At 70.9% G+C, this 23043-nt stretch carries 22 protein-coding genes and 1 tRNA gene; 15 read left to right on the top strand and 8 right to left on the bottom strand.

Annotated features, from left to right (window positions below):
* Nucleotides 1–26 precede the first annotated feature (26 nt).
* The 3 genes from ACFY3I_RS27560 to ACFY3I_RS27570 form a co-directional block, all read right to left on the bottom strand.
* Nucleotides 27–734 carry a LuxR C-terminal-related transcriptional regulator gene (locus tag ACFY3I_RS27560; protein WP_390863557.1) on the bottom strand — a complete coding sequence of 236 codons (708 nt, stop codon included), beginning with the start codon at nucleotides 732–734 and terminating at the stop codon, nucleotides 27–29.
* 429 nt (nucleotides 735–1163) lie between these two features.
* Nucleotides 1164–2549 (bottom strand): sensor histidine kinase, encoded by a 1386-nt coding sequence (locus ACFY3I_RS27565; protein ID WP_390863559.1) that lies wholly within the window; start codon nucleotides 2547–2549, stop codon nucleotides 1164–1166.
* 132 nt (nucleotides 2550–2681) lie between these two features.
* Nucleotides 2682–3884, bottom strand: a complete 1203-nt coding sequence (locus tag ACFY3I_RS27570) for a sensor histidine kinase (RefSeq protein ID WP_390863561.1) — start codon at nucleotides 3882–3884, stop codon at nucleotides 2682–2684.
* A 238-nt stretch (nucleotides 3885–4122) separates the two neighbouring features.
* Here ACFY3I_RS27570 and ACFY3I_RS27575 point away from each other — a divergent pair, with 238 nt between their 5' ends.
* The 13 genes from ACFY3I_RS27575 to ACFY3I_RS27635 all read left to right on the top strand — a co-directional run bounded on the left by ACFY3I_RS27575 (nucleotide 4123) and on the right by ACFY3I_RS27635 (nucleotide 16696).
* The gene (locus ACFY3I_RS27575; RefSeq protein WP_390863563.1) at nucleotides 4123–4533 is read left to right on the top strand and encodes an NADH-quinone oxidoreductase subunit A; all 411 of its coding nucleotides are present in this window, start codon (nucleotides 4123–4125) and stop codon (nucleotides 4531–4533) included.
* Nucleotides 4524–5171 (top strand): NADH-quinone oxidoreductase subunit B family protein, encoded by a 648-nt coding sequence (locus ACFY3I_RS27580; protein ID WP_365289122.1) that lies wholly within the window; start codon nucleotides 4524–4526, stop codon nucleotides 5169–5171. The genes ACFY3I_RS27575 and ACFY3I_RS27580 overlap by 10 nt, the downstream gene beginning before the upstream one ends.
* Nucleotides 5168–6772: an NADH-quinone oxidoreductase subunit C gene (locus ACFY3I_RS27585; protein ID WP_390863565.1), complete on the top strand. Its 1605-nt coding sequence runs from the start codon at nucleotides 5168–5170 to the stop codon at nucleotides 6770–6772. Before ACFY3I_RS27580 ends, ACFY3I_RS27585 begins: the two co-directional genes overlap by 4 nt.
* Nucleotides 6769–7737, top strand: a complete 969-nt coding sequence (locus ACFY3I_RS27590) for an NADH-quinone oxidoreductase subunit H (RefSeq protein ID WP_390863567.1) — start codon at nucleotides 6769–6771, stop codon at nucleotides 7735–7737. The genes ACFY3I_RS27585 and ACFY3I_RS27590 overlap by 4 nt, the downstream gene beginning before the upstream one ends.
* A gap of 2 nt (nucleotides 7738–7739) precedes the next feature.
* Nucleotides 7740–8291 (top strand): NADH-quinone oxidoreductase subunit I, encoded by a 552-nt coding sequence (locus ACFY3I_RS27595; RefSeq protein WP_365289125.1) that lies wholly within the window; start codon nucleotides 7740–7742, stop codon nucleotides 8289–8291.
* Nucleotides 8288–9049 carry an NADH-quinone oxidoreductase subunit J gene (locus tag ACFY3I_RS27600; protein WP_390863569.1) on the top strand — a complete coding sequence of 254 codons (762 nt, stop codon included), beginning with the start codon at nucleotides 8288–8290 and terminating at the stop codon, nucleotides 9047–9049. Before ACFY3I_RS27595 ends, ACFY3I_RS27600 begins: the two co-directional genes overlap by 4 nt.
* Nucleotides 9049–9426, top strand: a complete 378-nt coding sequence (gene nuoK / locus ACFY3I_RS27605) for an NADH-quinone oxidoreductase subunit NuoK (RefSeq protein WP_390863571.1) — start codon at nucleotides 9049–9051, stop codon at nucleotides 9424–9426. The genes ACFY3I_RS27600 and nuoK overlap by 1 nt, the downstream gene beginning before the upstream one ends.
* On the top strand, nucleotides 9423–11417 hold the full coding sequence (locus ACFY3I_RS27610) for an NADH-quinone oxidoreductase subunit L (protein ID WP_390863573.1): 1995 nt from the start codon (nucleotides 9423–9425) through the stop codon (nucleotides 11415–11417). The genes nuoK and ACFY3I_RS27610 overlap by 4 nt, the downstream gene beginning before the upstream one ends.
* Before the next feature lie 6 nt (nucleotides 11418–11423).
* Nucleotides 11424–12998, top strand: a complete 1575-nt coding sequence (locus tag ACFY3I_RS27615) for an NADH-quinone oxidoreductase subunit M (RefSeq protein ID WP_390863575.1) — start codon at nucleotides 11424–11426, stop codon at nucleotides 12996–12998.
* Nucleotides 12995–14518: an NADH-quinone oxidoreductase subunit N gene (locus ACFY3I_RS27620; protein ID WP_390863577.1), complete on the top strand. Its 1524-nt coding sequence runs from the start codon at nucleotides 12995–12997 to the stop codon at nucleotides 14516–14518. The genes ACFY3I_RS27615 and ACFY3I_RS27620 overlap by 4 nt, the downstream gene beginning before the upstream one ends.
* 226 nt (nucleotides 14519–14744) lie before the next feature.
* Entirely contained in the window at nucleotides 14745–15608 is an 864-nt protein-coding gene (gene htpX / locus ACFY3I_RS27625) for a zinc metalloprotease HtpX (RefSeq protein ID WP_365289131.1), read from the top strand.
* Entirely contained in the window at nucleotides 15605–15997 is a 393-nt protein-coding gene (locus tag ACFY3I_RS27630; protein WP_365289132.1) for a YccF domain-containing protein, read from the top strand. Before htpX ends, ACFY3I_RS27630 begins: the two co-directional genes overlap by 4 nt.
* Nucleotides 15998–16108: 111 nt before the next feature.
* The gene (locus ACFY3I_RS27635; protein WP_390863579.1) at nucleotides 16109–16696 is read left to right on the top strand and encodes an SMI1/KNR4 family protein; all 588 of its coding nucleotides are present in this window, start codon (nucleotides 16109–16111) and stop codon (nucleotides 16694–16696) included.
* Nucleotides 16697–16727: 31 nt separating this feature from the next.
* On the opposite strand, the gene ACFY3I_RS27640 is transcribed toward ACFY3I_RS27635, so the two are convergent.
* Nucleotides 16728–17975: an APC family permease gene (locus ACFY3I_RS27640; RefSeq protein ID WP_390863581.1), complete on the bottom strand. Its 1248-nt coding sequence runs from the start codon at nucleotides 17973–17975 to the stop codon at nucleotides 16728–16730.
* 188 nt (nucleotides 17976–18163) lie between these two features.
* On the opposite strand from ACFY3I_RS27640, the gene ACFY3I_RS27645 reads away from it, so the two are divergent.
* On the top strand, nucleotides 18164–18430 hold the full coding sequence (locus ACFY3I_RS27645) for a GlsB/YeaQ/YmgE family stress response membrane protein (RefSeq protein ID WP_365289135.1): 267 nt from the start codon (nucleotides 18164–18166) through the stop codon (nucleotides 18428–18430).
* Between the two features lie 80 nt (nucleotides 18431–18510).
* On the opposite strand, the gene ACFY3I_RS27650 is transcribed toward ACFY3I_RS27645, so the two are convergent.
* Nucleotides 18511–18999 carry a YajQ family cyclic di-GMP-binding protein gene (locus ACFY3I_RS27650; protein WP_390863584.1) on the bottom strand — a complete coding sequence of 163 codons (489 nt, stop codon included), beginning with the start codon at nucleotides 18997–18999 and terminating at the stop codon, nucleotides 18511–18513.
* A 223-nt stretch (nucleotides 19000–19222) separates the two neighbouring features.
* Here ACFY3I_RS27650 and ACFY3I_RS27655 point away from each other — a divergent pair.
* Nucleotides 19223–19304 (top strand) — tRNA-Tyr (locus tag ACFY3I_RS27655).
* A 174-nt stretch (nucleotides 19305–19478) separates the two neighbouring features.
* Here the strand turns inward: ACFY3I_RS27655 and ACFY3I_RS27660 are convergent.
* The 3 genes from ACFY3I_RS27660 to ACFY3I_RS27670 form a co-directional block, all read right to left on the bottom strand.
* Nucleotides 19479–20858 carry a tyrosine-type recombinase/integrase gene (locus ACFY3I_RS27660; RefSeq protein WP_390863586.1) on the bottom strand — a complete coding sequence of 460 codons (1380 nt, stop codon included), beginning with the start codon at nucleotides 20856–20858 and terminating at the stop codon, nucleotides 19479–19481.
* A 61-nt stretch (nucleotides 20859–20919) separates the two neighbouring features.
* Nucleotides 20920–21108 carry a helix-turn-helix transcriptional regulator gene (locus tag ACFY3I_RS27665; RefSeq protein WP_390863588.1) on the bottom strand — a complete coding sequence of 63 codons (189 nt, stop codon included), beginning with the start codon at nucleotides 21106–21108 and terminating at the stop codon, nucleotides 20920–20922.
* Nucleotides 21109–21565: 457 nt separating this feature from the next.
* The gene (locus tag ACFY3I_RS27670; protein ID WP_390863842.1) at nucleotides 21566–23041 is read right to left on the bottom strand and encodes an ATP-binding protein; all 1476 of its coding nucleotides are present in this window, start codon (nucleotides 23039–23041) and stop codon (nucleotides 21566–21568) included.
* Nucleotides 23042–23043 lie beyond the last annotated feature (2 nt).

Consider the following 23043-nt stretch of genomic DNA (forward strand, 5'->3'; position numbering starts at 1 on the left):
CCGCCTCCGACACGGTGCCGGTGCCGTCAGGAGTTGAGATAGGTCAGAACGGCCAGAACGCGCCGGTGGTCCCCGTCGCTCTGGGACAGTCCCAGCTTGAGGAAGATGTTGCTGACGTGCTTCTCGACGGCGCCGTCGCTCACGACCAGCTGCCGGGCGATCGCCGAGTTCGTCCGCCCCTCGGCCATCAGGCCCAGCACCTCCCGCTCGCGCGGGGTCAGGCGGGCCAGCACGTCCTGCTTGCGGCTGCGCCCGAGCAGCTGCGCGACCACCTCGGGGTCCAGCGCCGTACCGCCCTCGGCGACCCGCACGACCGCGTCCACGAACTCCCGGACCTCGGCCACCCGGTCCTTCAGCAGATAGCCCACGCCCCGGCTGGAACCGGCCAGCAGTTCGGTGGCGTAGCGCTCCTCCACGTACTGCGACAGCACCAGCACCCCGAGCTGCGGATGCGCCTTCCGCAGCCGTACGGCGGCGCGCACGCCCTCGTCGGTGTGCGTCGGCGGCATCCGCACGTCCGCCACCACCACGTCCGGCATCGCGCCCTGCGCGTCGAGATCGGCGATGGTCTTGAGCAGAGCCTCCGCGTCTCCGACGCCGGCGACGACGTCATGTCCGCGGTCGGTCAGCAGCCGGGTCAGCCCCTCTCTGAGCAGCACGGAATCCTCGGCGATGACCACCCGCACCCTGTCCTCCACGATCTTCCGGCCCCCCACACCCCGTTCGGCATACATGCCTGCCCTGTCCGAAAGACCAGCATTCCAGCATTCGCGGCGCGGTGCGGCGCGGTCCTGCGAGGAGACCGGCCGATTCGGCCCGCCCGCCACCCGGGCCCGTGCGGGGCGGAGACGCGAGAGCGGGGGGACCCTCGGCTCGGTCAGGGCGGTCCGGCCGGCGGGGATTCCGGGCTCGGTTATGGCGGTTCGGTCGGCGGGGGACTCCGGGCTCGGTCAGGGGGCTTGTCAGGGGGGCTTTGCCGGAGTGGGCCCGTCGACTCCGCCAGGGCGGCTTCACCGGCCCGGGACTCTCGGCTGCGTCAGGCGGCGCGGTCTTCGTGGGCCCCTCCGCTCCGTCGGGGTCGCTGGCGCGGGCCCCTCGGCTCCGTCAGGGGCGCCGTCGCGGGCGCCCCGGCTCCGCCGGGCGGCGCGGCCGGTGCGGGACGCTCAGCCCCGCCAGGGCAGCTCGGCCGTCACCCGGGTGGGCCCGCCCGCCGGCGAGTCCACCACCAGGATCCCGTCGACCGCGTCCAACCGCTCGGCCAGTCCCGCCAGCCCGGACCCCCGCGTCGTGTCCGCGCCCCCCACCCCGTCGTCCACGACCTGCAGCATCAACCGGTCCTCGCTCCGCCACACGTCCACCGCGGCCGAACCCGCGCGTGCGTGCTTGCTGATGTTCTGCAGCAGCTCGGACACCGTGAAGTACGCGATCCCCTCGATCGCCGCCGCCGGCCGCTCCACGAGATCCACCTCGACCCGCACCGGCACCGTGCACCGCGAGGCCACCGCCGACAGCGCCGCGTCCAGCCCCCGGTCGGTCAGCACCGCCGGGTGGATGCCCCGGGCAAGGTCCCGCAACTCCTGCAGCGCGGTCTTCACCTCACCGTGCGCCTCGTCCACCATCCGCGCGGCGACCTGCGGATCCTCCCGCAGCTTCTCCTTCGCCAGCCCCAGATCCATGGCCAGCGCCACCAGCCGGGCCTGCGCCCCGTCGTGCAGGTCCCGCTCGATGCGCCTCAGGTCGGCCGCGGCCGTGTCGACGACCACCCCCCGGTCGGACTCCAGCTCCACCACCCGCGAGGCCAGCTTCGAGGGACCGAGCAGCCCGTGCACCATCGCCCGGTCCACCAGCGTCAGCGCCCGTACGATCCACGGCGTGGCCAGTGTGAAGAGCAGCCCCACCAGCGCGGTCACGGTGATCTCGAACGGATTGTCGAGGTAGACGCTGTGGTGCGCGTCGCCGTACAGCTGGAGCCCGCCCTGCCCGGCGTACACCGGGAAGACCCAGAACCACAGCGGATACGTCAGCAGGGCCCAGCCGTACGCCCAGAAGTTGAGAGCGACGACGAAGGAGAACGTCGACCAGGGGAACTGCACGACCGCGTACAGCAGATGGCGCCACGACACGCCGCTCTTCAGCACCGCGCCGATCCAAGCCATCACCCCGGGCTTGCGCATCCGCAACGGCTCCGGGTCGGCCACCTCGAGGCCCAGCAACCCGCGCGCCCGGGCCCGCTCCAGCGCCCCGAAACCCCGGCAGCCGGCGAGACCAGCGGCCAGCAGGGGCACCCCGATGAAGGTGACCAGCAGACCGACGCCGACGGACAGCATCGTCACGGTCCACACGAACAGAGTGACGCCGATCGGAAAGCCCAGCAGCACGTAGCCGAACTCACGCCAGCTGCGCGCCTCGAACGGTGCCCGCAACACCGCCGGCATCCGACGCCGGCGCTCCCCGTAGCCGTAGCCGTAGGGTCCGTCGCCGTGCCCGAGGCCGGACGCGTGGTCCCGCCCGTACCCGTGTCCCTGCCCCTGCCGGTACTCCGTGGCCATCGGTGCCGTCCCGTCCGTCCTGTGTCTGTCCCAGCCCGTCCCGTCAGGGCCGTCCCTGCCGTACCTCCACCCTGCCGCGACACGGATCCCCGGACCATGGAGGCCGTCTCCGTCTCGAACGGGGGGTTTTCCCTACCCCCGGTCCCGCCAGGGCAGCTCCGCGGTGACCGTCGTGGGCCCGCCCGCCGGCGAGTCGACGACGAACAGGCCGTCCACCGCGCCCAGCCGGTCCGCGAGCCCGCGCATCCCCGTGCCGCCGTCCAGGCTCGCCCCGCCCCGCCCGTCGTCCGTCACCTGGATCAGCAGCCGGTCGTCACTGCGCCACACGTCCACCGAGGCACTGCGTGCCCCGCTGTGCTTGCTGATGTTCTGCAACAGCTCGGAGACGGTGAAGTAGGCGATGCCCTCGATCGCGGGCGCCGGTCTGGACGGCAGGTCGGCGGTCACCTGGACCGGCACCGTGCAGCGCGAGGCGACCGAGGACAGCGCCGCGTCCAGCCCCCGGTCGGTCAGCACCGCCGGGTGGATGCCCCGGGCGAGGTCCCGGAGTTCCTGAAGCGCCAGCTTCACCTCGCCGTGCGCCTCCTCGACCATCGCCGCCGCTCCGTCGGGATCCTCCAGGAGCTTCTCCTTGGCCAGACCGAGCCCCATGGCGAGGTTGACGAGCCGCGCCTGCGCGCCGTCGTGCAGATCCCGCTCGATGCGTCGCAGATCGGCGGCGGCCGTGTCCACCACGACCCCCCGGTCCGACTCCAGCTCCGCGATCCGGCGCTCCAGTTCGTCGGACGGCGACAGCAGCCCGCGGACCATCGCCCGGTCCGCGTTCGTCAGCCCGCGCGCGATGAACGGCAGCACCGGCCACAGCACGAACAACGACGGCAGCACGATGCAGAAGGTCAGGATGCCCCAGGGCAGCCTGATGAAGTCGTACAGCAGGGTCCGCCACCCCACCGGGTCCTTCAGCCCCATCCACAGCCGCTGGGTGCGTCCGGCCCGCTTCGCCAGCGGCAGCGGACTCGGCTCCTCCACCCGCAGCCCGAGCAGCGCACGCGCGCGTGCCCGCTCCAGCTTGCCCAGCTGCCGGGCACCCAGCAGCGTGGCCGCCAGCAGCGGGACGCCGACCACCGTGATCGTCAGCACACCGCTCACCCACACCGTGGTGAAGACGTAGACGAAGCCGAACACCGCCACCGGCAGGTTCAGCAGGAGATGCGCGATCTCCTTCCAGGTGTGACCGTCGAAGGCGAAGCGGACGGGCGGCAGCCGGTCGCGGTCGTCGGCGTCGGCGGAGCCGTCGGCCAGGTTGCTGCGGGAACGGGGAACGGGTGCGGTCATATGCGCCAGCGTGCCGTGTGCCGCGGCGCGATGCCATGGAGTCCGCCGCCCGGACCACCCTGGGGAAAACCCCACCAGTCGCCCCCGGTGCCACCTCTCACCGTGTGACGGGCTGCTTACCGTGTCTTTATCAGGGCCTAGACTCCCGTGCGTACAGATCGTCGAATCAAGAGTTGACTTGGGTCACGCGCGGGGCCGGGGCGGCCCGCGGTCTGTCGAGGGAGCGAGGGGACCGACGATGTGGGAGACGGTGAACGGTGAGCCGACCGCGGTCGTCGCCGCGGACTACTTCGCGTCCTACTCGGTCGTGGGACTGCTGACCCTGCTCGGCGTGCTCTTCGTGGCCGTCGCCTTCGCCACCGGCCGGCTGCTGCGGCCCGTGGTCCCCACGCCCGAGAAACTCCTGACCTACGAGTGCGGCGTCGACCCCGTCGGCGAGGGCTGGGCCCACACCCAGGTCCGCTACTACGTCTACGCCTTCCTCTACGTCGTCTTCGCGGTCGACTCGATCTTCCTGTTCCCCTGGGCGACGGTCTTCGCCGCCCCCGGCTACGGTGCCACCACGCTCGTGGAGATGTTCGTCTTCCTCGGCTTCCTCGCCGTCGGCCTGCTGTACGCCTACAAGAAGGGCGTCCTGACATGGACGTGACGCCGGATGTGACGCCGGGAGCGACGCCGGGAGCGACACCGGACCCGACGCCGTCGGAGCCCGTGCTGCTCCCGGAACCGAAACGACTGGGCACGCTCGCCCGGCTCGCCCCCGAGCCGATGAAGGTCGTCCTGAACTGGGGCCGCCGGTACTCGCTCTGGGTCTTCAACTTCGGCCTGGCCTGCTGCGCGATCGAGTTCATCGCCGCGTCGATGGCCCGCCACGACTTCATCCGCCTCGGCGTGATCCCCTTCGCGCCCGGCCCCCGCCAGGCCGACCTGATGGTGGTCTCCGGCACGGTCACCGACAAGATGGCCCCGGCCGTCAAGCGCCTGTACGAGCAGATGCCCGAGCCGAAGTACGTCATCTCCTTCGGCGCGTGCAGCAACTGCGGCGGCCCCTACTGGGACTCCTACTCCGTCACCAAGGGCGTCGACCAGATCATCCCGGTCGACGTCTACGTCCCCGGCTGCCCGCCGCGCCCCGAAGCCCTCCTCCAGGGCATCCTCAAACTCCAGGAGAAGATCGCCGCGGAGTCCCTCGGTGAGCGGTACGAGACGTCCCGCCCGTCCACCGCCGCCCTGCAGAGCGACCTGGTGCGGCCGCCGGCCCCCGCCGCGGAAGGGGATCCGCGATGACGGCCCCCACCGGCTGGCTCCCCGCCCCCGCGGACGCGCTCTTCGGCCTGGACGCCACGGCCGAGGAGTCCTACGGGGTCCTCACGGTCGACGTCCCGCCCGCCTCCTGGCTCGCCGCCCTGGAGACCGCCCGTACGACCCTGGGCTGCACCTTCTTCGACTGGTTGAGCGCGGTCGACGAACCCGGCACGGGCTTCCGCGTCTCCGCCCACGTCGTCGCCCTCGCCCCGGTACGCCGACTGCTCCTGCGCACCACCGTGCCGCACACCACCGCCGAACTCCCCTCCGCCGTCGGCGTCTACGCGGGCGCCCGCTGGCACGAACGCGAGACCCACGAGATGTTCGGCGTCCGCTTCTCCGGCCACCCCGGCCTGGACCATCTCCTCCTCCCCGAGACCTTCGAGGGCCACCCCCTGCGCAAGGACTTCGTCCTGGCGGCCCGCGTCGCCAAGGCCTGGCCCGGCGCCAAGGAACCCGGCGAGTCCGACCACGGCGGCCCCAGGCGCCGCCAGATGCTTCCCCCGGGCGTCCCCGACCCCAACGACTGGGGTCCCCTGAAGGGCCAACTCCCCGCCGCCCCGGCCCGCCCGGCCCGGGCCGCCGCGGGCCGCCCCACCGCCGAGGGCCCGGCCCGCGCGGCCACCGAACGCCCGGTACGCCGTTCCCGCACGGCAGCGGGGGGTTCGGCCAGCCAGACAGCCGACGCGACTGCGCCGACGCCGCCGGCGACTCAGACTCCGGCGACTCAGACACCGGTGACTCAGACTCCGGCGACGCCGACTCCGGTGGCTCGGACTCAGACTCCGGCGATGCCGACTTCGGCTTCGGCGACCCCGACTCCGACGACTCCGGAGACGTCGCCCACCGGGACACCATCGGCATCGCCCGCCACTCCACGCCGGGGGCGGAGCGCGAGCGGGGGGTCCGCGTCGCAGCGGGCGGCATCCGCGGCGGAGGGGGCCACTGCGCCGGAGGGGGTCACTGCGCCGGAGGGGGCCACTGCGGCGGAGGGGACCACCGCGGCGTATGGGACCACCGCCGCGGACGGGACCACCGCGCCGGAGGTGCCGACCCCAGCCGCTCCCCGCGGGCCACGCCGCGCACGCACCTCCACAGGCGGGTCCGCGTCGCAGCGCGCCCAGCAGACGCCACCTGCACCGGAACCTGCCGCCCCGGCCCGCCCCGCAACCCCGCGCAGCCCCGACGCCCCGTGGCACCACGCCCGCCCGGCCTTCGACGAAGCCGGAGACGGAGACGGGGGCGTGGACCGAGGCGAGGCTGGACACGGGGATCGAGGCGTGGACCGAGGCGGAGAGCCGCGGGACACGTCGGCCGGTTCGGGTGAACCGGGTTCCGCAGAGCCGGGATCTGTCGCGCCCGAGGTCTCTGAGGGTGTCGAGAGAGCCGCAGAGGCAACGGAGGCCACGGACGCCGAGGAGGCCGAAGGGGCTGAGGCGTCTGAGGGCGCCGGGTCCGAGGTGTCACCCCCCGACTCCGCCGGGTCCGAGGACTCACCCCCCGACTCCGCCGAAGCGGACGAGGCCGCTCCCGAACGGCGACCACCCGCCCCGCGTGAAGACCCCCCAGGAGGCCCGCAGTGAACGACGCCCTGGACGTCGTCCTGCGACTCCTCGTCGTGTTCGTCGTCTTCCTCACCTTCCCCCTGATCGTCGGTCAGACCGAGCACAAGGTGATGGCCCACATGCAGGGCCGTCTCGGCCCGATGTACGCCGGTGGTTTCCACGGCTGGGCCCAACTGATCGCCGACGGCGTGAAGTTCGTGCAGAAGGAGGACGTGGTCCCCGCGGGCGCGGACCGCCGCATCTTCCAACTGGCGCCGGCCGTGGCCCTCCTCCCGTATCTGCTCGTGCTGCTCGCCATCCCGATCGGCCCGGGCGAGGGTGCCGTCGGCCAGGTGCTGGACGCCGGTGTGTTCTTCGTACTGGCCGTGATGGGTGTCGGCGTACTCGGCTCGCTCATGGCCGGCTGGGCCAGCGCCAACAAGTTCTCCCTCCTCGGCGGTCTGCGCACCGCCGCTCAGCTGCTCGCCTACGAACTGCCCATGCTGCTCGCCGCAGCCTCCGTGGCGATGGCGGCCGGCACGGTCTCCCTGCCGGGCATCGTCGGCGCCTTCCACTGGTGGTGGCTGCCCTGGCAGATCACCGGCGGCCTGGTCTTCTTCGTCGCCGGCCTCGCGGAACTCCAGCGGCCCCCCTTCGACATGCCGGTCGCCGACACGGAGATCATCTTCGGCGCCTACACCGAGTACACCGGCCTGCGGTTCGCCCTCTTCCTGCTCGCCGAGTACGCCGGGATCGTCGTCCTGTGCGGTCTGACCACCGTCCTCTTCCTCGGCGGATGGCACGGCCCCTGGGGCGCCGAAGGCTTCGGCTGGCTGTGGACCCTCGTGAAGACGGCGCTCCTCGCCTTCGTCGTGATCTGGCTCCGCGTGACCTACCCCCGACTGCGCGAGGACCAGTTGCAGAAGTTCTCCTGGACCCTTCTCGTCCCCCTTTCCCTCGCCCAGATCGCCCTTACCGGCATCGTCAAGGTGGTGATCTCCTAACCGTGGCCCCCATCCCCGGCAGCGGCCTCGCCAAGGGCCTGGCCGTCACCCTGCGCACGATGACCCGGAAGACGGTCACCGAGCAGTACCCGGACGCGCTGCCCGAACTCCCGCCCCGCACCCGCGGCGTGATCGGCCTGTTCGAGGAGAACTGCACGGTCTGCATGCTCTGCGCCCGTGAGTGCCCCGACTGGTGCATCTACATCGACTCCCACAAGGAGACCGTCCCGGCGGCGGCCCCGGGCGGCCGCGAACGCAGCCGCAACGTCCTGGACCGCTTCGCCATCGACTTCTCCCTGTGCATGTACTGCGGTATCTGTATCGAGGTCTGTCCTTTCGACGCCCTGTTCTGGTCACCGGAGTTCGAGTACGCCGAGACCGACATCCACGAACTCACCCACGAGCGGGACAAGCTCCGCGAGTGGATGTGGACGGTCCCGGCACCGCCCGCCCTCGATCCCGGCGCGGAGGAACCGAAGGAGATCGCCGCCGCCCGCAAGACCGCCGAGAAGCTCGCGGCCGCACAGGCCGAACCGCAGGAGGGCGATTCGTGAGCCCCCTCGCCCAGGCCCCGCACGGTTTTCTGTCTCCGACCGGCGTGGAGATCGCCTTTCTCCTCGTCGGCCTGGTGACCTTCGGTGCCGCCCTTGTCACGGTCACCACCCGCCAGCTGGTGCACGCCGCCCTGTGGCTGGTGGTCACGCTCGGCGGTCTCGCCGTCGAGTACCTGCTGCTCACGGCGGAGTTCATCGCCTGGGTGCAGGTCCTCATCTATGTGGGTTCCGTAGTCGTCCTCCTCCTGTTCGGTCTGATGCTCACCAAGGCCCCGATCGGCCGGTCCCCGGACGCCGACTCCGAGAACCGCTGGGTCGCGCTGGCCGTCGCCGTGGCCGCGGCGGCCGCCCTGGTCTGGGTGGTCTGCGACGCCTTCCGCACCACCTGGGTCGACCTGGACGGACCCGCCGCCGGTTCGACGAAGGTCACCGGAGAGAGCCTCTTCCAGCACTGGGTCCTGCCCTTCGAGGCCCTCTCCGTCCTGCTCCTCGCGGCCCTGGTCGGTGCGATCGTCCTGTCCCGGAAGGCGACGACGGACCCGGCCCCGCCCCCTGTGAACGGCCGGGCCGTCACGCAGAGTTCCCCTCTCGTCACGAATCCCGGGATTCACCCGATCGGGCGAGACACCGAGCCGCAGGACGCGGAGCGGCCGCCCGGCGGTGAGCGGCAAGGCGGTAAGCCGCAAGGCGGTAAGCCGCAAGCCGGTAAGCCGCAAGCCGGTAAGCCGCAAGGCACCGAGCAGGAAGGCGCCCGCTGATGCACCTCGCGTATCCCGCCGTGCTTTCCGCGCTCCTCTTCTGCACCGGCCTGTACGGCGTCCTCGCCCGCCGCAACGCGATCCTCGTCCTGATGTCCGTCGAGCTGATGCTCAACGCCGTCAACCTCAACCTCGTCGCCTTCGACGTCTGGCTGAGCAGGACCGCCCGGGACACCCTGCACTCCGGCCAGGCCCTGACCCTGTTCACCATCGCCATCGCCGCCGCCGAGATCGGCATCGGCCTGGCGATCGTCCTCGCCGTCCACCGCAACCGCGGCACCGCCGACATCGACCGGCTCCGCGACACCGCCGAGGACCGCGAACACGGCACGCCCGCCGACGGGGCGGCCGAGGAGAAGGCTGAGGCCACCGCGTGACCACGACCAACCTCGCCGTCCTCGTCCCCCTCCTGCCCTTCCTGGGCGCCGCCGCCGGCCTGCTCGTGGGCCGCACGGCCCCCGGCTTCGTCCGCCCGCTCGCCGTCCTGCCGACCCTCGCGGCGCTCGCGCTGGCCATCACGGTCGCCGTGGACCAGGGCGGCGGCCGGGCCGTGGAGGCCCACACCCAGCTCACCCCGACCGGCTCCGTCCCGATCGAACTCGCCCTGTACATCGACGGCTTCGCCGCCCTGGTCGCCGTCCTGGTCGCCTTCGTCGCCACCTGTGTGCAGATCTACTCGACCGGCTACCTGCGCGACGACCCGCGCTACCCCTCCTACGCCGCCCTCGTCTCCCTCTTCACCTCCGCGATGCTGCTGGTCGTCTACTCCGGCGACCTGATCGTGCTGCTGGTCGGCTGGGAAGTCATGGGCATCTGCTCCTACTTCCTGGTCGGCCACTACTGGGAGACCCCCGAGGCCCGCGCCGCCTCCATCAAGGCCTTCCTGGTCACCAAGCTCGGCGACGTGCCGTTCCTGTTCGGCCTGTTCGCGCTCGCCACCGACGCCGGCTCCTTCCGCGTCACCACGATCCTCGGCACCGTCGCCGACGGCGGACTGCGCCACCCGACCCTGATCGCCCTGCTGCTCCTGTGCGGGGTGGCGGGCAAGTCGGCCCAGTTCCCGCTGCACACCTGGCTCCCCGACGCCATGGCGGGCCCGACCCCCGTCTCCGCACTGATCCACGCCGCCACGATGGTCGCCGCCGGCGTCTACTTCATCGCCCGTCTCCTCTCGGTCTTCGAGGCCAGCGCGGCCGTGATGATCGTCCTCGCCGTCATGGGCGCCGTCACCATGGTCGGCTCGGCCCTCGCCGCGCTCGCCCAGGACGACATCAAACGCGTCCTCGCCTACTCGACGATCGGCCAGCTCGGCTACATGACCGGCGCCCTCGCCGTCGGCGACCGCGGCGCCGCCGTGTTCCACCTCCTGTCCCACGGCGCCTTCAAGGCGCTGCTGTTCCTCGCCGCGGGCGTGGTCATCCACGCCGCCGGCACCAACTCGCTGGCCGTCATGTCCCGCACCGCCCGACTGCGCGACCGCGTCCCGGACGCCTACTGGACGATGACCGTGGCGCTCCTCGCACTGGCCGCGATCCCGCCCTTCAGTGGCTTCTTCTCCAAGGAGTCCGTCCTCGGCGCCGCCGAACACGCGGCCACCGGCCACACCCCGCACGCCCCCGGCAGCGCCGGCTGGATCGTCCTCGTCGCCGGCCTGGTCACCGCCCTGCTCACCGCCGCGTACGCGACCCGGCTGTGGCTGCTCGCCTTCCGGGGCCGGGGCGCCGACGCCCCGGACCACGGCCGGCAGCCGCTCACCATGACCCTGGTGCTGTGGGTCCTCGCCGTCCCGTCCCTCGCCTTCGGCGGGTTCGCCTACCGGTCACTGCCCGGCTGGTTCGACGGCCGCGACCTCACCCCGGCCCTCACCACGTCGGTCCTCGGCACCGGCCTGGCGCTCGTCGGCGGGATCCTCGCCTACGGCGCCTGGCAGCACACCAGGGCACTCGCGCCCCGCGCCCCGATCGGCGCCGTCGCCGCACACCCCGAGAGCGACGCCGCACAGGTCGAGGCCGAGGCCATCGCCACCCACGAACCGGCCTTCGGTGACATCGCCTACGCAGCCGACCCGGCGGACCCCGCCCGGCTGCTGCTCGGCCCGCTGCGCCGGCACGCCGCCGAAGGCTTCCACCTGGACGCCGTGTACGACGCGCTGTTCGTCCGCCCGGTGCTGGCCGCGGCGAGCCTCGTCCAGTTCCTGGACCGTGAGGTCGTCGACACCTACGTCCGTGCCGCCGCAGCCGCACCCCGCCTGCTCGGCGCCGCCGTACGCCGCGCGCAGACCGGCAACGTCCAGACCTATGTGAGCGCGCTGCTCGCCGGCACCGTCGTCCTGGCGGTCGCCGTCCTCCTAGTCGCCACGGGAGCGTGAGCAGGCGTGATCGATATCAACGCGTCCGTGATGCAGATCCTTCTGGCACTGATCGTCGTCGGCCCGCTGCTCGGCGCCGTCGCCGCCCTGCTGCCGGCCCCGCCCGGGCTGAAGGGGAAATCGCCCGAGCAGACGGTGCTCCGCCACGGTGTCACCGTGACCGGCGCCGTCCTCGCCGCCGCGATCGTCCTCGCGCTCGGCTTCGACCAGGACCATCCGTCGAGGATGCAGGCCACGACCGACATCAGCTGGATCCCCGCGCTCGACGTGCGCATCCACCTCGGCATCGACGGCATCTCCCTCCCCCTCGTGGTCCTGACCGCGCTGCTGACCTTCCTGTGCGCGCTCTACTCGTACTTCAACATGCCCACGGGCCCGTCCCCGAAGGCATTCGTCGCACTGCTGCTGGTCCTGGAGTCCGGCGTCCTCGCCAGCTTCGCCGTCCTGGACCTCCTGCTGTTCTTCCTCGCGTTCGAGACGGTCCTCATCCCGATGTACTTCCTCATCGCCCGCTGGGGCGGCGAGGGGCGCACCCGGGCCGCCTGGAAGTTCATCCTCTTCACCCTGCTCGGGTCCGTCGTCATGCTGCTCGGCCTGCTCCTGATCGGAATCAAGGCGGGCACGTTCGACATGGTGGCACTCGCCACTGACAACGGCCGGTCGCTGACCACATCCGTGCAGGTCATCGCCGTTCTGGCGATCGGGATCGGGCTGGCCGTCAAGACCCCGATGTGGCCCCTGCACAGCTGGCTGCCGGACGCCCACACCGCCGCGCCCACCGTCGGCTCCGTCCTGCTGGCCGGTGTCCTGCTGAAGATGGGCACGTACGGGTTCGTCCGCATCCTGCTGCCGGCCGCGCCGCACGGGTTCCACACCTTCGCCCCCTACCTCGCGGCCCTCGCCGTGGCCGGGATCATCTACGGCTCCCTGGCCTGCCTCAACCTCGTCAAACAGGGGGCGAAGGGCGATCTGAAACGCCTGATCGCCTACTCCTCGGTCGGCCACATGGGCTTCGTCCTGCTCGGCATCGCCACCATGACCCCGACCGGCGTCAACGGCGCCCTGTTCGCCAACATCGCCCACGGCCTCATCACCGGCCTGCTGTTCTTCCTGGTCGGCGGCGTCAAGGACCGCACCGGCAGCACCGACCTCGACACCCTCGCAAAGAAGACGGGCGCCGCGCTGTACGGCAAGGCACCACGCCTCGGCGGACTCCTCGCGTTCGCCGCCGTAGCCTCCCTCGGACTCCCCGGCCTCGCCGGCTTCTGGGGCGAGATGCTCGCCCTGTTCGGCGCGTTCGAGCCCGCGGCCGGCCTCAGCCGCCCCGCCTTCCTCACCTTCATGGCCATCGCCGGCCTCGGCACCCTGCTGACCGCCGCGTACATGCTCGCCGTGGTCCGCCGCGTCTGCATGGGCTCCGTACCCCAGGACATGCCCGAACTCGCCGACGTCCGCACCTACGAGTTCGCCGCCTGGACCCCGCTCGTCGCCCTCACCGTCATCGCCGGACTGTGGCCGAAGGCCCTGCTGGGGCTGACCGACCCGGCCGTACAGCAGCTCCTCGCAGGAGGCTCCCGATGAGCGCCCTGGCCCAGCCACTGGCCGCGAACCTCGTCCAGTCCGTCGACTGGCTCGCCGTCGCCCCGCCCACCCTCACCGCGGTCGTCGCCCTCGCCGTCCTGGTCGCAGATCTGTTCCTGCCCGAGGCCAGAAAGCAGGTCCTCGGCTGGATCTCGGTCACCGGACTCGCCGCGGCCGCCGTACTGCTGCTGCCCCTCCTGGACCACGACCGCAGCACCTTCTGCCTGACGGGCAGTACGCGCGCGTGCAGCTACACCGCCGACCGGTTCACCCTGGTCGTGCAGTTCCTGGTGCTCGGCGGAGCCCTGGTCACGGCCCTGCTGTCCGTCACCACCCTCAAGGACGGCAACCGCCGCTACCCGCAGGGCGAGTTCTGGTTCCTGCTGCTCTCCTCGGCCGCCGGCGCGGCCCTGCTGCCCGCCTCCCGCGACCTCGCCACCCTGATCGTCGCCCTGGAGGTCGCCTCCCTGCCCGCCTTCGCACTCGTCGGCATCCGGCACGGCGACGCGAAATCCTCCGAAGCCGCCCTGAAGTTCTTCCTGTCCTCGGTCACCGCGACCGCCGTCAGCCTCCTGGGCATCAGCTTCGTCTACGCCACCACCGGCAGCCTCTACCTCACCCAGGTCGCCGACCGCATCCAGCACGTCGACGGCCAGCTGCACACCCTCGCCCAGACGGGCGTCGTCCTCACCCTGGTCGGTTTCGCGTTCAAGACGGCCGCCGTCCCCTTCCACTTCTGGGTCCCCGACACCTACGTCGGCGCCCCCCTTCCCATCGCCGCCTACCTGTCGGTCGTCGGCAAGGCCGTCGGCTTCTCCGGGCTGATTCTGGTCACCGTCGTAGCCTTCCCGTCGTACGCCGACGTCTGGGGCCCCGCACTCGCCGCCCTGGCCGCCCTCACCATGACCGTCGGCAACGTCGCCGCCCTGCGCCAGCAGGCCACGCGCGCGTACAGCGCGGTACGACTGCTCGCCTGGTCGTCGGTGGGCCAGGCCGGCTACCTGCTCGTACCGATCGCCGCCGCCGGATACGCGCGGGACCCTCAGAAGGCCATCGGCTCCACCGTCGCCTACGCCCTCATGTACGCGGCCGTGAACCTCGGCGCCTTCACGGTGGCCGCCCTGGTCGGCCGCACGAAGGAACTCAACAGGCTCTCCGACTACCGCGGCCTGTACGGCAAGAACCCGCTCACCGCGCTGCTCCTGGCGTTCTTCCTGCTCTGCCTGGCCGGACTCCCGCCCGGCATCATCGGACTGTTCGCCAAGGTCACCGTCTTCTCGGCGGCCGTCGACGCCGGCCTCGGCTGGCTGGCCGTCGTCATGGCCGTCAACGTCGTCATCGCCCTCTACTACTACCTCCAGTGGACGGGCCTGCTGTTCCGCGCCCCGCAAGGCGAGACCGCCAAGCACCCCCTGCCGGCCCCCCTCACCGCCGCACTCGCCCTCACCGGAGCCCTCGGCGTCGCCCTCTCCGGCGCACCCCAGCTGGTGCTCCGCTTCGCCGCCACCGGACTGTTCTGACACCCCCCACGCGCGCGTGCGCCCCGTCGCACGCACGGGCCCGGCTCTCACCCGAACGGCCCACGCCGCGCACAGCGGACACAAGGGAACTAGTGGCCGTCGCCTGGCGTTGACCAGTGCGTAAGGGTCCACTGGACGTGACACCACGACACCGGTGGCATCGCAGATCGGAAGGCAGCACCGCAGCGCAAAGGGTTCTCCTGCCGCACGACTTGGAGGGCGTACCGTGCACCGCCGGCACAACGGACTCAGAACCGCAGTTCTCCTCGGAGGACTGTCGGCACTCATCATCGTCATCGGCAGCTTCTTCGGCCGGACGGGTCTGATCGTCGCGGTCCTCGTCGCCCTCGGCACGAACGCCTACGCGTACTGGAACAGCGACAAACTCGCGCTACGCGCGATGCGCGCCCGCCCGGTCAGCGAATTCGAGGCCCCGGCCCTGTACCGGATGGTCCGCGACCTCTCCACCCAGGCCCGCCAGCCCATGCCCCGCCTGTACATCTCCCCGACGGAGGCCCCGAACGCCTTCGCCACCGGCCGCAACCCGCGCAACGCCGCCGTGTGCTGCACGGAAGGCATCATGCGCATCCTGGACGAGCGCGAACTGCGCGGCGTGATCGGTCACGAGCTCAGCCACGTCTACAACCGCGACATCCTCATCTCGTCCGTCGCCGGCGCCCTCGCCTCGGTGATCATGTTCCTGGTCAACTTCGCCTGGCTGATCCCGGTGGGCCGGTCGGACGACGACGACGGCCCCGGCTTCCTCGGCCTGCTGCTCATCATGATCCTGGGCCCGCTCGCCGCCACCCTCATCCAGCTCGCCATCAGCCGCTCCCGGGAGTACGAGGCGGACGCCTCCGGCGCCCAGCTCACCGGTGATCCGCTCGCCCTCGCCAGCGCCCTGCGCAAGCTGGAGGCCGGCACCAAACAGCTGCCGCTGCCGCCCGAGCCACGGATCGAGACCGCCAGCCACATGATGATCGCGAACCCCTTCCGTCCGGGCCAGGGACTGTCCAAGATGTTCTCGACGCATCCGCCCATGGCGGAGCGGATCGCCCGACTGGAGAAGATGGCAGGTCGCCCGCAGTGAAGACCATCCTGAACGTCATTTGGCTCGTCCTGAGCGGCTTCTGGCTGTTCCTCGGCTACCTGCTCGCGGGCGTGATCCTGTGCATCACGATCATCGGCATTCCATTTGGCCTGGCGGCCTTCAGGATCGGCGTCTACGCCCTGTGGCCCTTCGGGTACACGACGGTCGAGCGGCGGGACGCCGGAGCCCCCTCCTGCGTCGGCAACGTCCTGTGGCTGGTCCTCGCGGGCTGGTGGCTGGCCCTCGCCCACATCGTCACCGGTGTCGCGATGTGTCTGACGATCATCGGGATTCCGTTCGGCATCGCCAACTTCAAGCTGATCCCGGTCTCCCTGCTGCCCCTGGGCCGCGAGATCGTCCCCACCGACCAGCCCTTCGCCACCCGCTGACCCCACCTCATCCGGTTCCTGCCGCACAGGAGTTGTCCACAGGCGGCCCCCGGTCCGAATGGTTGTCCACAGGCCGCCGCGCTTGTCAGTGGCGGCCTGCATCATGAAGCCATGACCGAGATCGAGCAGTTGCTGACACGGGTGGCCGTGCGGGCCCGGGACGAGCGCCCGTGGGGCTGGCCCTCGCTTCCCGCGCCCGTCGACGCGGCCACCCTCGACCGCGCCCGGAAGACTCTGGGCTTCCCTCTGCCGCCCCTCCTCGCGGCGCTCTACGAACAGGTCGGAGACGGCGGCTTCGGCCCGTCGTACGGCCTGCTGCCCCTTCTCGACGCCGCACCCTCCGGCGAACCGGCCGCCGTCACCCAGTACCTCACCAACCGGGAGTACGGCCGCAGGAATCCGGAGTGGCCCTGGCCGGAGGGCGTCCTGCCGATCTCCCACTGGGGATGCGGGATGTACGCGTGCGTGGACTGCCGCACCCCGCAGGCCACGGTCCTGCTCTACGAGCCGAACGCCGACAGCACAGAAGGCGCGTGGTTCGTGGACGCGCCCACCCTCACCGACTGGCTGTGCGTCTGGATGAACGGCACGGGCTGGTACGAGGAGACCGACGAGGGCACGGACCTGGCGCAGTGGGACGACTTCCGCATACGCACCGCCCCGGCCCCGGAGCGGGCATCTTCCAGGGCCTCTTCCTGAACGGCGCGGGGAACCCGAGCCCTGCTGCCGGCTACGGCGCCCCCGCCCGCCGCCGCACGGCGTAGGCCACCGCCCCCGCGGTCACCACGGCGGCGCCCGCGGCGACCGACACCAGCGGCAGCGCGAAGGCGAGCACCGCACAGCCGATCAGACCCACCACCGGCACCACGCGCGCACGCCGAGCCGTATCGAGAGTCCAGGCGGAGGCGTTGGCCACCGCGTAGTACACCAGCACCCCGAAGGAGGAGAAGCCGATGGCACCCCGGACGTCCACGGACGCCGCCGTCACGGCGACCACCGCGCCCACGGCCAGCTCCGCGCGGTGCGGAACCCCGAAACGCGGATGCACCGCGGCCAGCGCCGGGGGCAGATGTCCGTCCCTGGCCATGGCGAGCGTGGTCCGGGACACGCCCAGGATCAGTGCCAGCAGCGAACCGAGCGCGGCGACCGCCGCACCCACCCGCACCACGGGCGCCAGTCCCGGCACCCCCGCTGCCCGCACCGCGTCGGTCAGCGGCGCCCCCGACCGTCCCAGCCCCTCGGCACCTAGGACGCAGAGCACGGCCACCGCCACGCACGCGTACACCACGAGCGCGATACCCAGGGCCAGCGGGATCGCACGCGGAATGGTGCGCTCCGGGTCCCGCACCTCCTCACCGAGAGTCGCGATCCGCGCGTATCCGGCGAACGCGAAGAACAGCAGACCGGCCGCCTGAAGCACGCCGCCGGCGCCGGACGACAGCCCGACGTCCAACCGCCCCGCGTCCGCCCGTCCGGACGTCAGGCATACGACCACCACCGAAGCGAGGACCGCCAGCACCACCGCCACGATCACCCGGGTCAGCAGGGCCGACTTCTGGAGACCCCCGTAGTTCACCGCGGTCAGTGCCACCACGGCCGCCACCGCGACCGCGTGCGCCTGTCCCGGCCAGGCGTAGGCGCCCACGGTCAGCGCCATCGCGGCGCAGGACGCGGTCTTGCCGACGACGAACGCCCAGCCCGCGAGGTATCCCCAGAAGGCGCCGAGCCGCTCCCGCCCGTACACGTAGGTGCCGCCCGACTGCGGATAGCGGGCGGCGAGGCGGGCCGAGGACATCGCGTTGCAGTAGGCGACCACGGCGGCGACGGCCAGCCCGGGCAGCAGCCCCGACCCGGCCGCGCGGGCCGCCGGGCCCAGCGCCGAGAACACGCCCGCCCCGATCATCGAGCCGAGGCCGACGACCACGGCATCGGGCACGCCCAGCGTGCGCCGGAGGCCGGGAGGAGAGGGGGAGGTCATGCGCGCACCCTACTGATCGCCGCAACCGTGCGGTGTCGCGGTGGCGTCCTGGTCATCGACAGGGCACGAACAGACGCGCGACGTTCATGTGCGGACGATTCGGACGATCCTTCCGGCACCCGGGGGCCGAGAAGCAGATCACAGTGCCGGAACAGTGCGAACACAGCGCGGAAGGGCAGGTTCAGGGCATGGGCATCATCGGTTGGATCATCCTGGGACTGTTGGCCGGCGCCATCGCCAAAATCCTGCTGCCGGGCCGCGACCCGGGCGGCTTCGTCGGCACGACCCTCATCGGCATCGTGGGAGCGTTCCTCGGCGGCTGGATATCGGCCCGCTGGCTGGACCACCCCATCACCAAGAACTTCTACGACGGCGCGACCTGGGTGGCGGCGATCGGCGGCTCGCTGGTCCTGCTGATCCTCTACCGCCTCCTCTTCGGCAACTCACGCGACTGACCTGCCGGCCGCGGCCGGCAGACGAGGAGGGTGGGTGCCCGCGGGCACCCACCCTCCTTCGCGACTCGGCCGGGCGTCGCCTACCGGTAGTTCACGAACTGGAGCGCGAAGTCGAAGTCCTGGCCCTTCAGGAGCGCGATCACTTCCTGGAGGTCGTCGCGGCTCTTGGAGCTGACGCGCAGTTCGTCACCCTGGACCTGAGCCTTCACGCCCTTGGGGCCCTCGTCCCGGATGACCTTCGCGACCTTCTTCGCGTTCTCCTGGGAGATGCCTTCCTCGATCGACGCGAAGATCTTGTACTCCTTGCCGGAGAGCTGCGGCTCACCCGCGTCGAGCGCCTTCAGCGAGATGCCGCGCTTGATCAGCTTCGACTGGAAGACGTCGAGGATGGCCTTGACCCGCTCCTCGGAGTTGGCCTGCATCAGGATCTTCTCGCCGGACCAGGCGATGGAGGCGTCCACGCCCTTGAAGTCGTAGCGCTGCGAGACCTCCTTGGCGGCCTGGTTGAGGGCGTTGTCGACCTCCTGCCGCTCGACCTTCGAGACGATGTCGAAACTGGAGTCGGCCATGTCCTGTGGCTCCTTGTATCGGGGGGCGTAACGGGATGCGTTCCGGTGCGCGAAGGCGACCGCGCCTGGTGTGGGGACCGGGCCGCATCCGCACCAGCCTAGCCACCCGACGTCGTGCAAGTGCAGATCAATCGGGTGGCGGAGCACCCCTTGGGATCGGGTATTGTTTACGTCGTTGCCAGGGAGCACCGCCGAAAAGCGGTTCGACTTGGCGGCAAACCCCGGCGGTGTGCCCGAGCGGCCAAAGGGAGCAGACTGTAAATCTGCCGGCTTCGCCTTCCCAGGTTCGAATCCTGGCGCCGCCACATTGGGGAAGACCCCCTCTGAACAGGTTATTAGCCTGGTCAGAGGGGGTTTCTCGTTGATCGGCCCCGTTCGATTCGATGTGGACGGGACGTGGACGTGTCTCACCCCGTACCACCCAAATCCCAGTGCGGGTCAGCCCGTGTCCCCCAGGTGTCCCCCGGGGGTGAGCATGATCACCCGGGTTCGTTCCACTCCCGAAGTGCGGCATCGATCCGGCTGTTGGCCTGCTCCCGGGTCTGGTCCAGCACCTTGGCGTACACCTTGTGCAGTACCGCGATGCTGTGGCCGGCCCGGCGGGCGCACTCCATGGCGTCCACGCCAGAACTTAGCCAGAACGACACCCCCGCGTGTCGCAGGTCGTAGGGGCGCCGGGCGAGCAGGGAGGACGTCCCAGACTCGCTCAGAGCCTTTTGGCGAGCCTTTGCCCACACCTCGCCGTATCCGGTCTCCTGGAGTAAGCCGTTGCGGTTGGTCCGGAACAGCCGGCCGTCCGGTGCCGTACCGTGCGTGGCGATGTGTTCCCTCAGCATGCCGACGAAGTGCGGCGGGATCGGCACCGGGCGGGAGTCCTTCTTGGCACGCGCCTTCAAGTGGCGGGTCTCGTGTGCCGCTCCGTCGTTCGTCCAGCTCCGTCCTGCCCGGACGACGCCCTGCCGGAGGGTGAGCATCCCCCATCCCGTCTTCGGCAGGTGGCACTGATCCGCACGCAGTCCGGCAGCCTCAGCCGGACGCATCGCCGCGTAGTACAGGCACCCGAAGAACGCTTCCAGGTGCCGCCCGCGCGCCCCCTGCTCGCGGACCTCCGCCAGCAGTGCCCGCACTTGGCGGGGGTTGGCGACGCTCTCGGGATCGACCGCCTCGACTGACTTCGGGGCCGCCCACTTCACGGCTGAGAGCGGGTTGACCGGCATGGTGAAGTACTGCTTTTCGACCGCCAGTCCGAGAACGTCGCTTAGGCACGCCCGCTTTCGCTTCGCGGTGCGCGGCGAAGCCTCCTTCCCGTCCAGCCTCAAGGCGAGAGCGTCCAAGGCCAGTCGGACGGTGGCCGGGTCTTCCAGAGTAGAGATCGGCATGGAGTGCTTGGCGATCCACTCCAGGGCGACGGCTACGTCGTCCGGTGCAGTCTCGTTCCAGCGGTTCCGGTTGTACGCCCACCCGTAGAGAGCGCGTCGCAGAAGCGCAGGATCTGGCATGCCAGCCTTCGTCTTCACGAGCGCGGGGGTGATGGTGGCGAGCGCGTCTGCGTAGTTCTTGCGCGACTTGGCCGGCGCCAATGTCCACTTGCGGTCGACGTACGTACGGGTGTGCTCGTACCAGGTGACGGAGCCCAGTTTTGCGCGCAGCTCGGAGACGGGTAGGCCCGTCTCTTCGTCGAACTGGTCGCCGCGCCGCACGGCGGACATGAGTTCCGAACGGCGCCCTTCCGCCTGCACTTTGAGCGTGTAGCTCTTGGAGTGTTTGCGCTCTCCGACCAGCCAACGGAGGCGGTAGGGCTTCGGGCGATCCTTGCGGATTTCGATGGAGTAGAGGCGAACGTCATAGGTCAGTGACATGCAAACTCCAGAGGGGCCCGCGTGAGGCGGGCCCCTCATGTCTCGGGCGCGTAGGCGGAGGTCAGGCGGCGGTTTCTTCCATGGACGACCACCACGCGTCGAGGTCGTCGCGGCGGCATCGGATCTGCCCGTTGGGGAGCTTGATGAGCTTGGGAGCCTGGCCGCGTGCTCGCATGCGGTAGAAGGCGGCGCGGCTCATGTCGATCTCTTCGAGGACTTCGGGGAGTTTGAGCATCTTGGGGCTGGCCACAGTGCTACTCCTCGCGTGGTCTGGTCTTGGGGTGGGGTGGTCTGTGCTGTCCGAAGCTGGGATTTCTGCGTCATCGCGTCACCTGCGTCAGTCAGGCTTCTGAACTGTGGGTTCTGGTGACGCAGCGCGGCGGGCGGTGCGTCACCGATGACACGGGCGCACGTCACGGGGTGACGCTGATGACGCGGGGTGACGCAGGATTCGCCGTCTGCGTCACCCTCTTTCGCCGCAGGTCAGCGGCCGTCTGTGGGGCCCTCGGTGACGCTGTGACGCAGATCTTCCCCACTTAGGAAAAAGGAAGGGGGGTGTCTGTAGGTCTTACGTCCCGCTCAGGGCTTGAAGAACGGGCCGCTTCGCGACGCGGCCTGTGCAGGGCGGCGGCCGCCGCCGAACAGCAAGAGGAGCACCCCGCGGCGTGGCGTGCTCCTCTTGTTTGTCTGCCTGTCCGGGCGGGCGGTTAGAACGCGGGCTGTTGCTCGGGCGGCGGGGGCGGGGCCTGGCGGCTGAGTTCGATGTAGCGGGCGGTGCGGGTGCGGCCCCAGTCGACCAGGACGCCGCGTGCGGCGAGGGTGGGCTGGATGCGGCGCAGCCGGTCGGAGAGGACTTTGCCGGTGGTGGGCCAGCCCTTGGGCAGGGGGCGGCATTCCTCGCCGCTGTAGAGGGCGGTCAGGGCGTGCAGCCACTCTGCCGACGTCATCCGGACCTCTTCGCCGGGGGTGAGTTCGGCGGCGTGCTTGAGGACCGTCTGGGCCAGGAGGTCGCCCTCGATCACGTCGTCGTTGAGGTCGTCCAGGCTGGCCCGGTATGCCTCCAGGGTGCCGAAGCCGGTGGCGGTGTCGAGCTGGGCGCACAGGTGGGCGAAGTCGGCCATGCGCAGATCGGTCGGGGTCTCGGCCTGGACGGCGCGGACCTTGACGGTCAGGTCGAGGAGGGAGCCGAGGACGACGGGCAGGATCTCGGCGTACTCCGTCCACAGCTCCGCTTCAGTGCGCCGCACGCGGGGGCGTTCCAGGCGCAGGGTGAGGAGGCGTTCGGCGAGGTCGGGGCGGATGACGCCGACGTCGATGCCGGTCAGCAGCATGGGCCGGCGGTAGCGGGAGCGGACGACGTCGCCGTCGGTGAACAGCGCGCGCTTGATGCTCTCGGCTCCGGTGATGATGCAGCACATGAGGTCGGACAGGTCCGGGGGCAGGTGGGAGAGGTTGTCCAGGGCGGTGATCCATCCGGCCGCGACCGCTGTGATCATGTTCTCTTCGTCCTTGGGCGCCCTGCGCAGGTCGCCGCTCATGCCCTCGATGATCCGCACGAGCATCCGCCCGCCGGTCGACTTGCCGGCGCCCTGCGGGCCGGTGAGGAACGGGGCGGGGACGGGTGCGGACGGCTCCAGGCAGCCGATGAGCCACGCGATGGCCAGGGCCTCGGTCTGGGCGTCGGCGAAGTTGCACAGCCGCATCAGCAGGTCGATGCCCTTGCCGTCGGTGTCCTTGGCGGGCATCGGGAGTTCCCCGGTGAGCTGGGTGCGCCGCCAGCACACCTCTTCGGGGCCGGGGACGTGGATGTCCCATCCGCTGGGATGGATACGGACGGACTGCCCGTCGTCGCGGCCGAGGTCGAGCCAGGTGGCCCCGTCGAAACCGGGGGCCACGCGGATGTGGGTGGGCTGTACCTGCTCGGTGAGGGCGAGTGCCTCGATCAAGTCCAACGCCTCCTTGAGGGCGGTTCCGTTGAAGACGCCGACCCCGTCACGGAAGAGACCGACCATGAGTTCCTGCCGGTGGCTGCCGGTCGTTCCCTGGGAGCGGATCGGGCGGGCCACGGGGTGGCCGGTGCGCTGTGCGTAGACGGTCCCGTCCACGGTGCGGAAGTACCGGAAATGGGACTGCGCGTAGTCGGTGATGACCTTGCGGGCGGGGTCCTTCTCGTCGTCTGACACGG

The organism is Streptomyces sp. NPDC001068 (assembly GCF_042897315.1).
Classification (GTDB): domain Bacteria; phylum Actinomycetota; class Actinomycetes; order Streptomycetales; family Streptomycetaceae; genus Streptomyces.

Excerpts from the sequence above, each read along its gene's own strand:
- ACFY3I_RS27560 (WP_390863557.1), bottom strand. The coding sequence starts at position 734 with ATGTATGCCGAACGGGGTGTGGGGGGCCGGAAGATCGTGGAGGACAGG.
- ACFY3I_RS27565 (WP_390863559.1), bottom strand. The coding sequence starts at position 2,549 with ATGGCCACGGAGTACCGGCAGGGGCAGGGACACGGGTACGGGCGGGAC.
- ACFY3I_RS27570 (WP_390863561.1), bottom strand. The coding sequence starts at position 3,884 with ATGACCGCACCCGTTCCCCGTTCCCGCAGCAACCTGGCCGACGGCTCC.
- ACFY3I_RS27575 (WP_390863563.1), top strand. The coding sequence starts at position 4,123 with ATGTGGGAGACGGTGAACGGTGAGCCGACCGCGGTCGTCGCCGCGGAC.
- ACFY3I_RS27580 (WP_365289122.1), top strand. The coding sequence starts at position 4,524 with ATGGACGTGACGCCGGATGTGACGCCGGGAGCGACGCCGGGAGCGACA.
- ACFY3I_RS27585 (WP_390863565.1), top strand. The coding sequence starts at position 5,168 with ATGACGGCCCCCACCGGCTGGCTCCCCGCCCCCGCGGACGCGCTCTTC.
- nuoK (WP_390863571.1), top strand. The coding sequence starts at position 9,049 with ATGCACCTCGCGTATCCCGCCGTGCTTTCCGCGCTCCTCTTCTGCACC.
- ACFY3I_RS27620 (WP_390863577.1), top strand. The coding sequence starts at position 12,995 with ATGAGCGCCCTGGCCCAGCCACTGGCCGCGAACCTCGTCCAGTCCGTC.
- ACFY3I_RS27635 (WP_390863579.1), top strand. The coding sequence starts at position 16,109 with ATGACCGAGATCGAGCAGTTGCTGACACGGGTGGCCGTGCGGGCCCGG.
- ACFY3I_RS27640 (WP_390863581.1), bottom strand. The coding sequence starts at position 17,975 with ATGACCTCCCCCTCTCCTCCCGGCCTCCGGCGCACGCTGGGCGTGCCC.
- ACFY3I_RS27645 (WP_365289135.1), top strand. The coding sequence starts at position 18,164 with ATGGGCATCATCGGTTGGATCATCCTGGGACTGTTGGCCGGCGCCATC.
- ACFY3I_RS27650 (WP_390863584.1), bottom strand. The coding sequence starts at position 18,999 with ATGGCCGACTCCAGTTTCGACATCGTCTCGAAGGTCGAGCGGCAGGAG.
- ACFY3I_RS27660 (WP_390863586.1), bottom strand. The coding sequence starts at position 20,858 with ATGTCACTGACCTATGACGTTCGCCTCTACTCCATCGAAATCCGCAAG.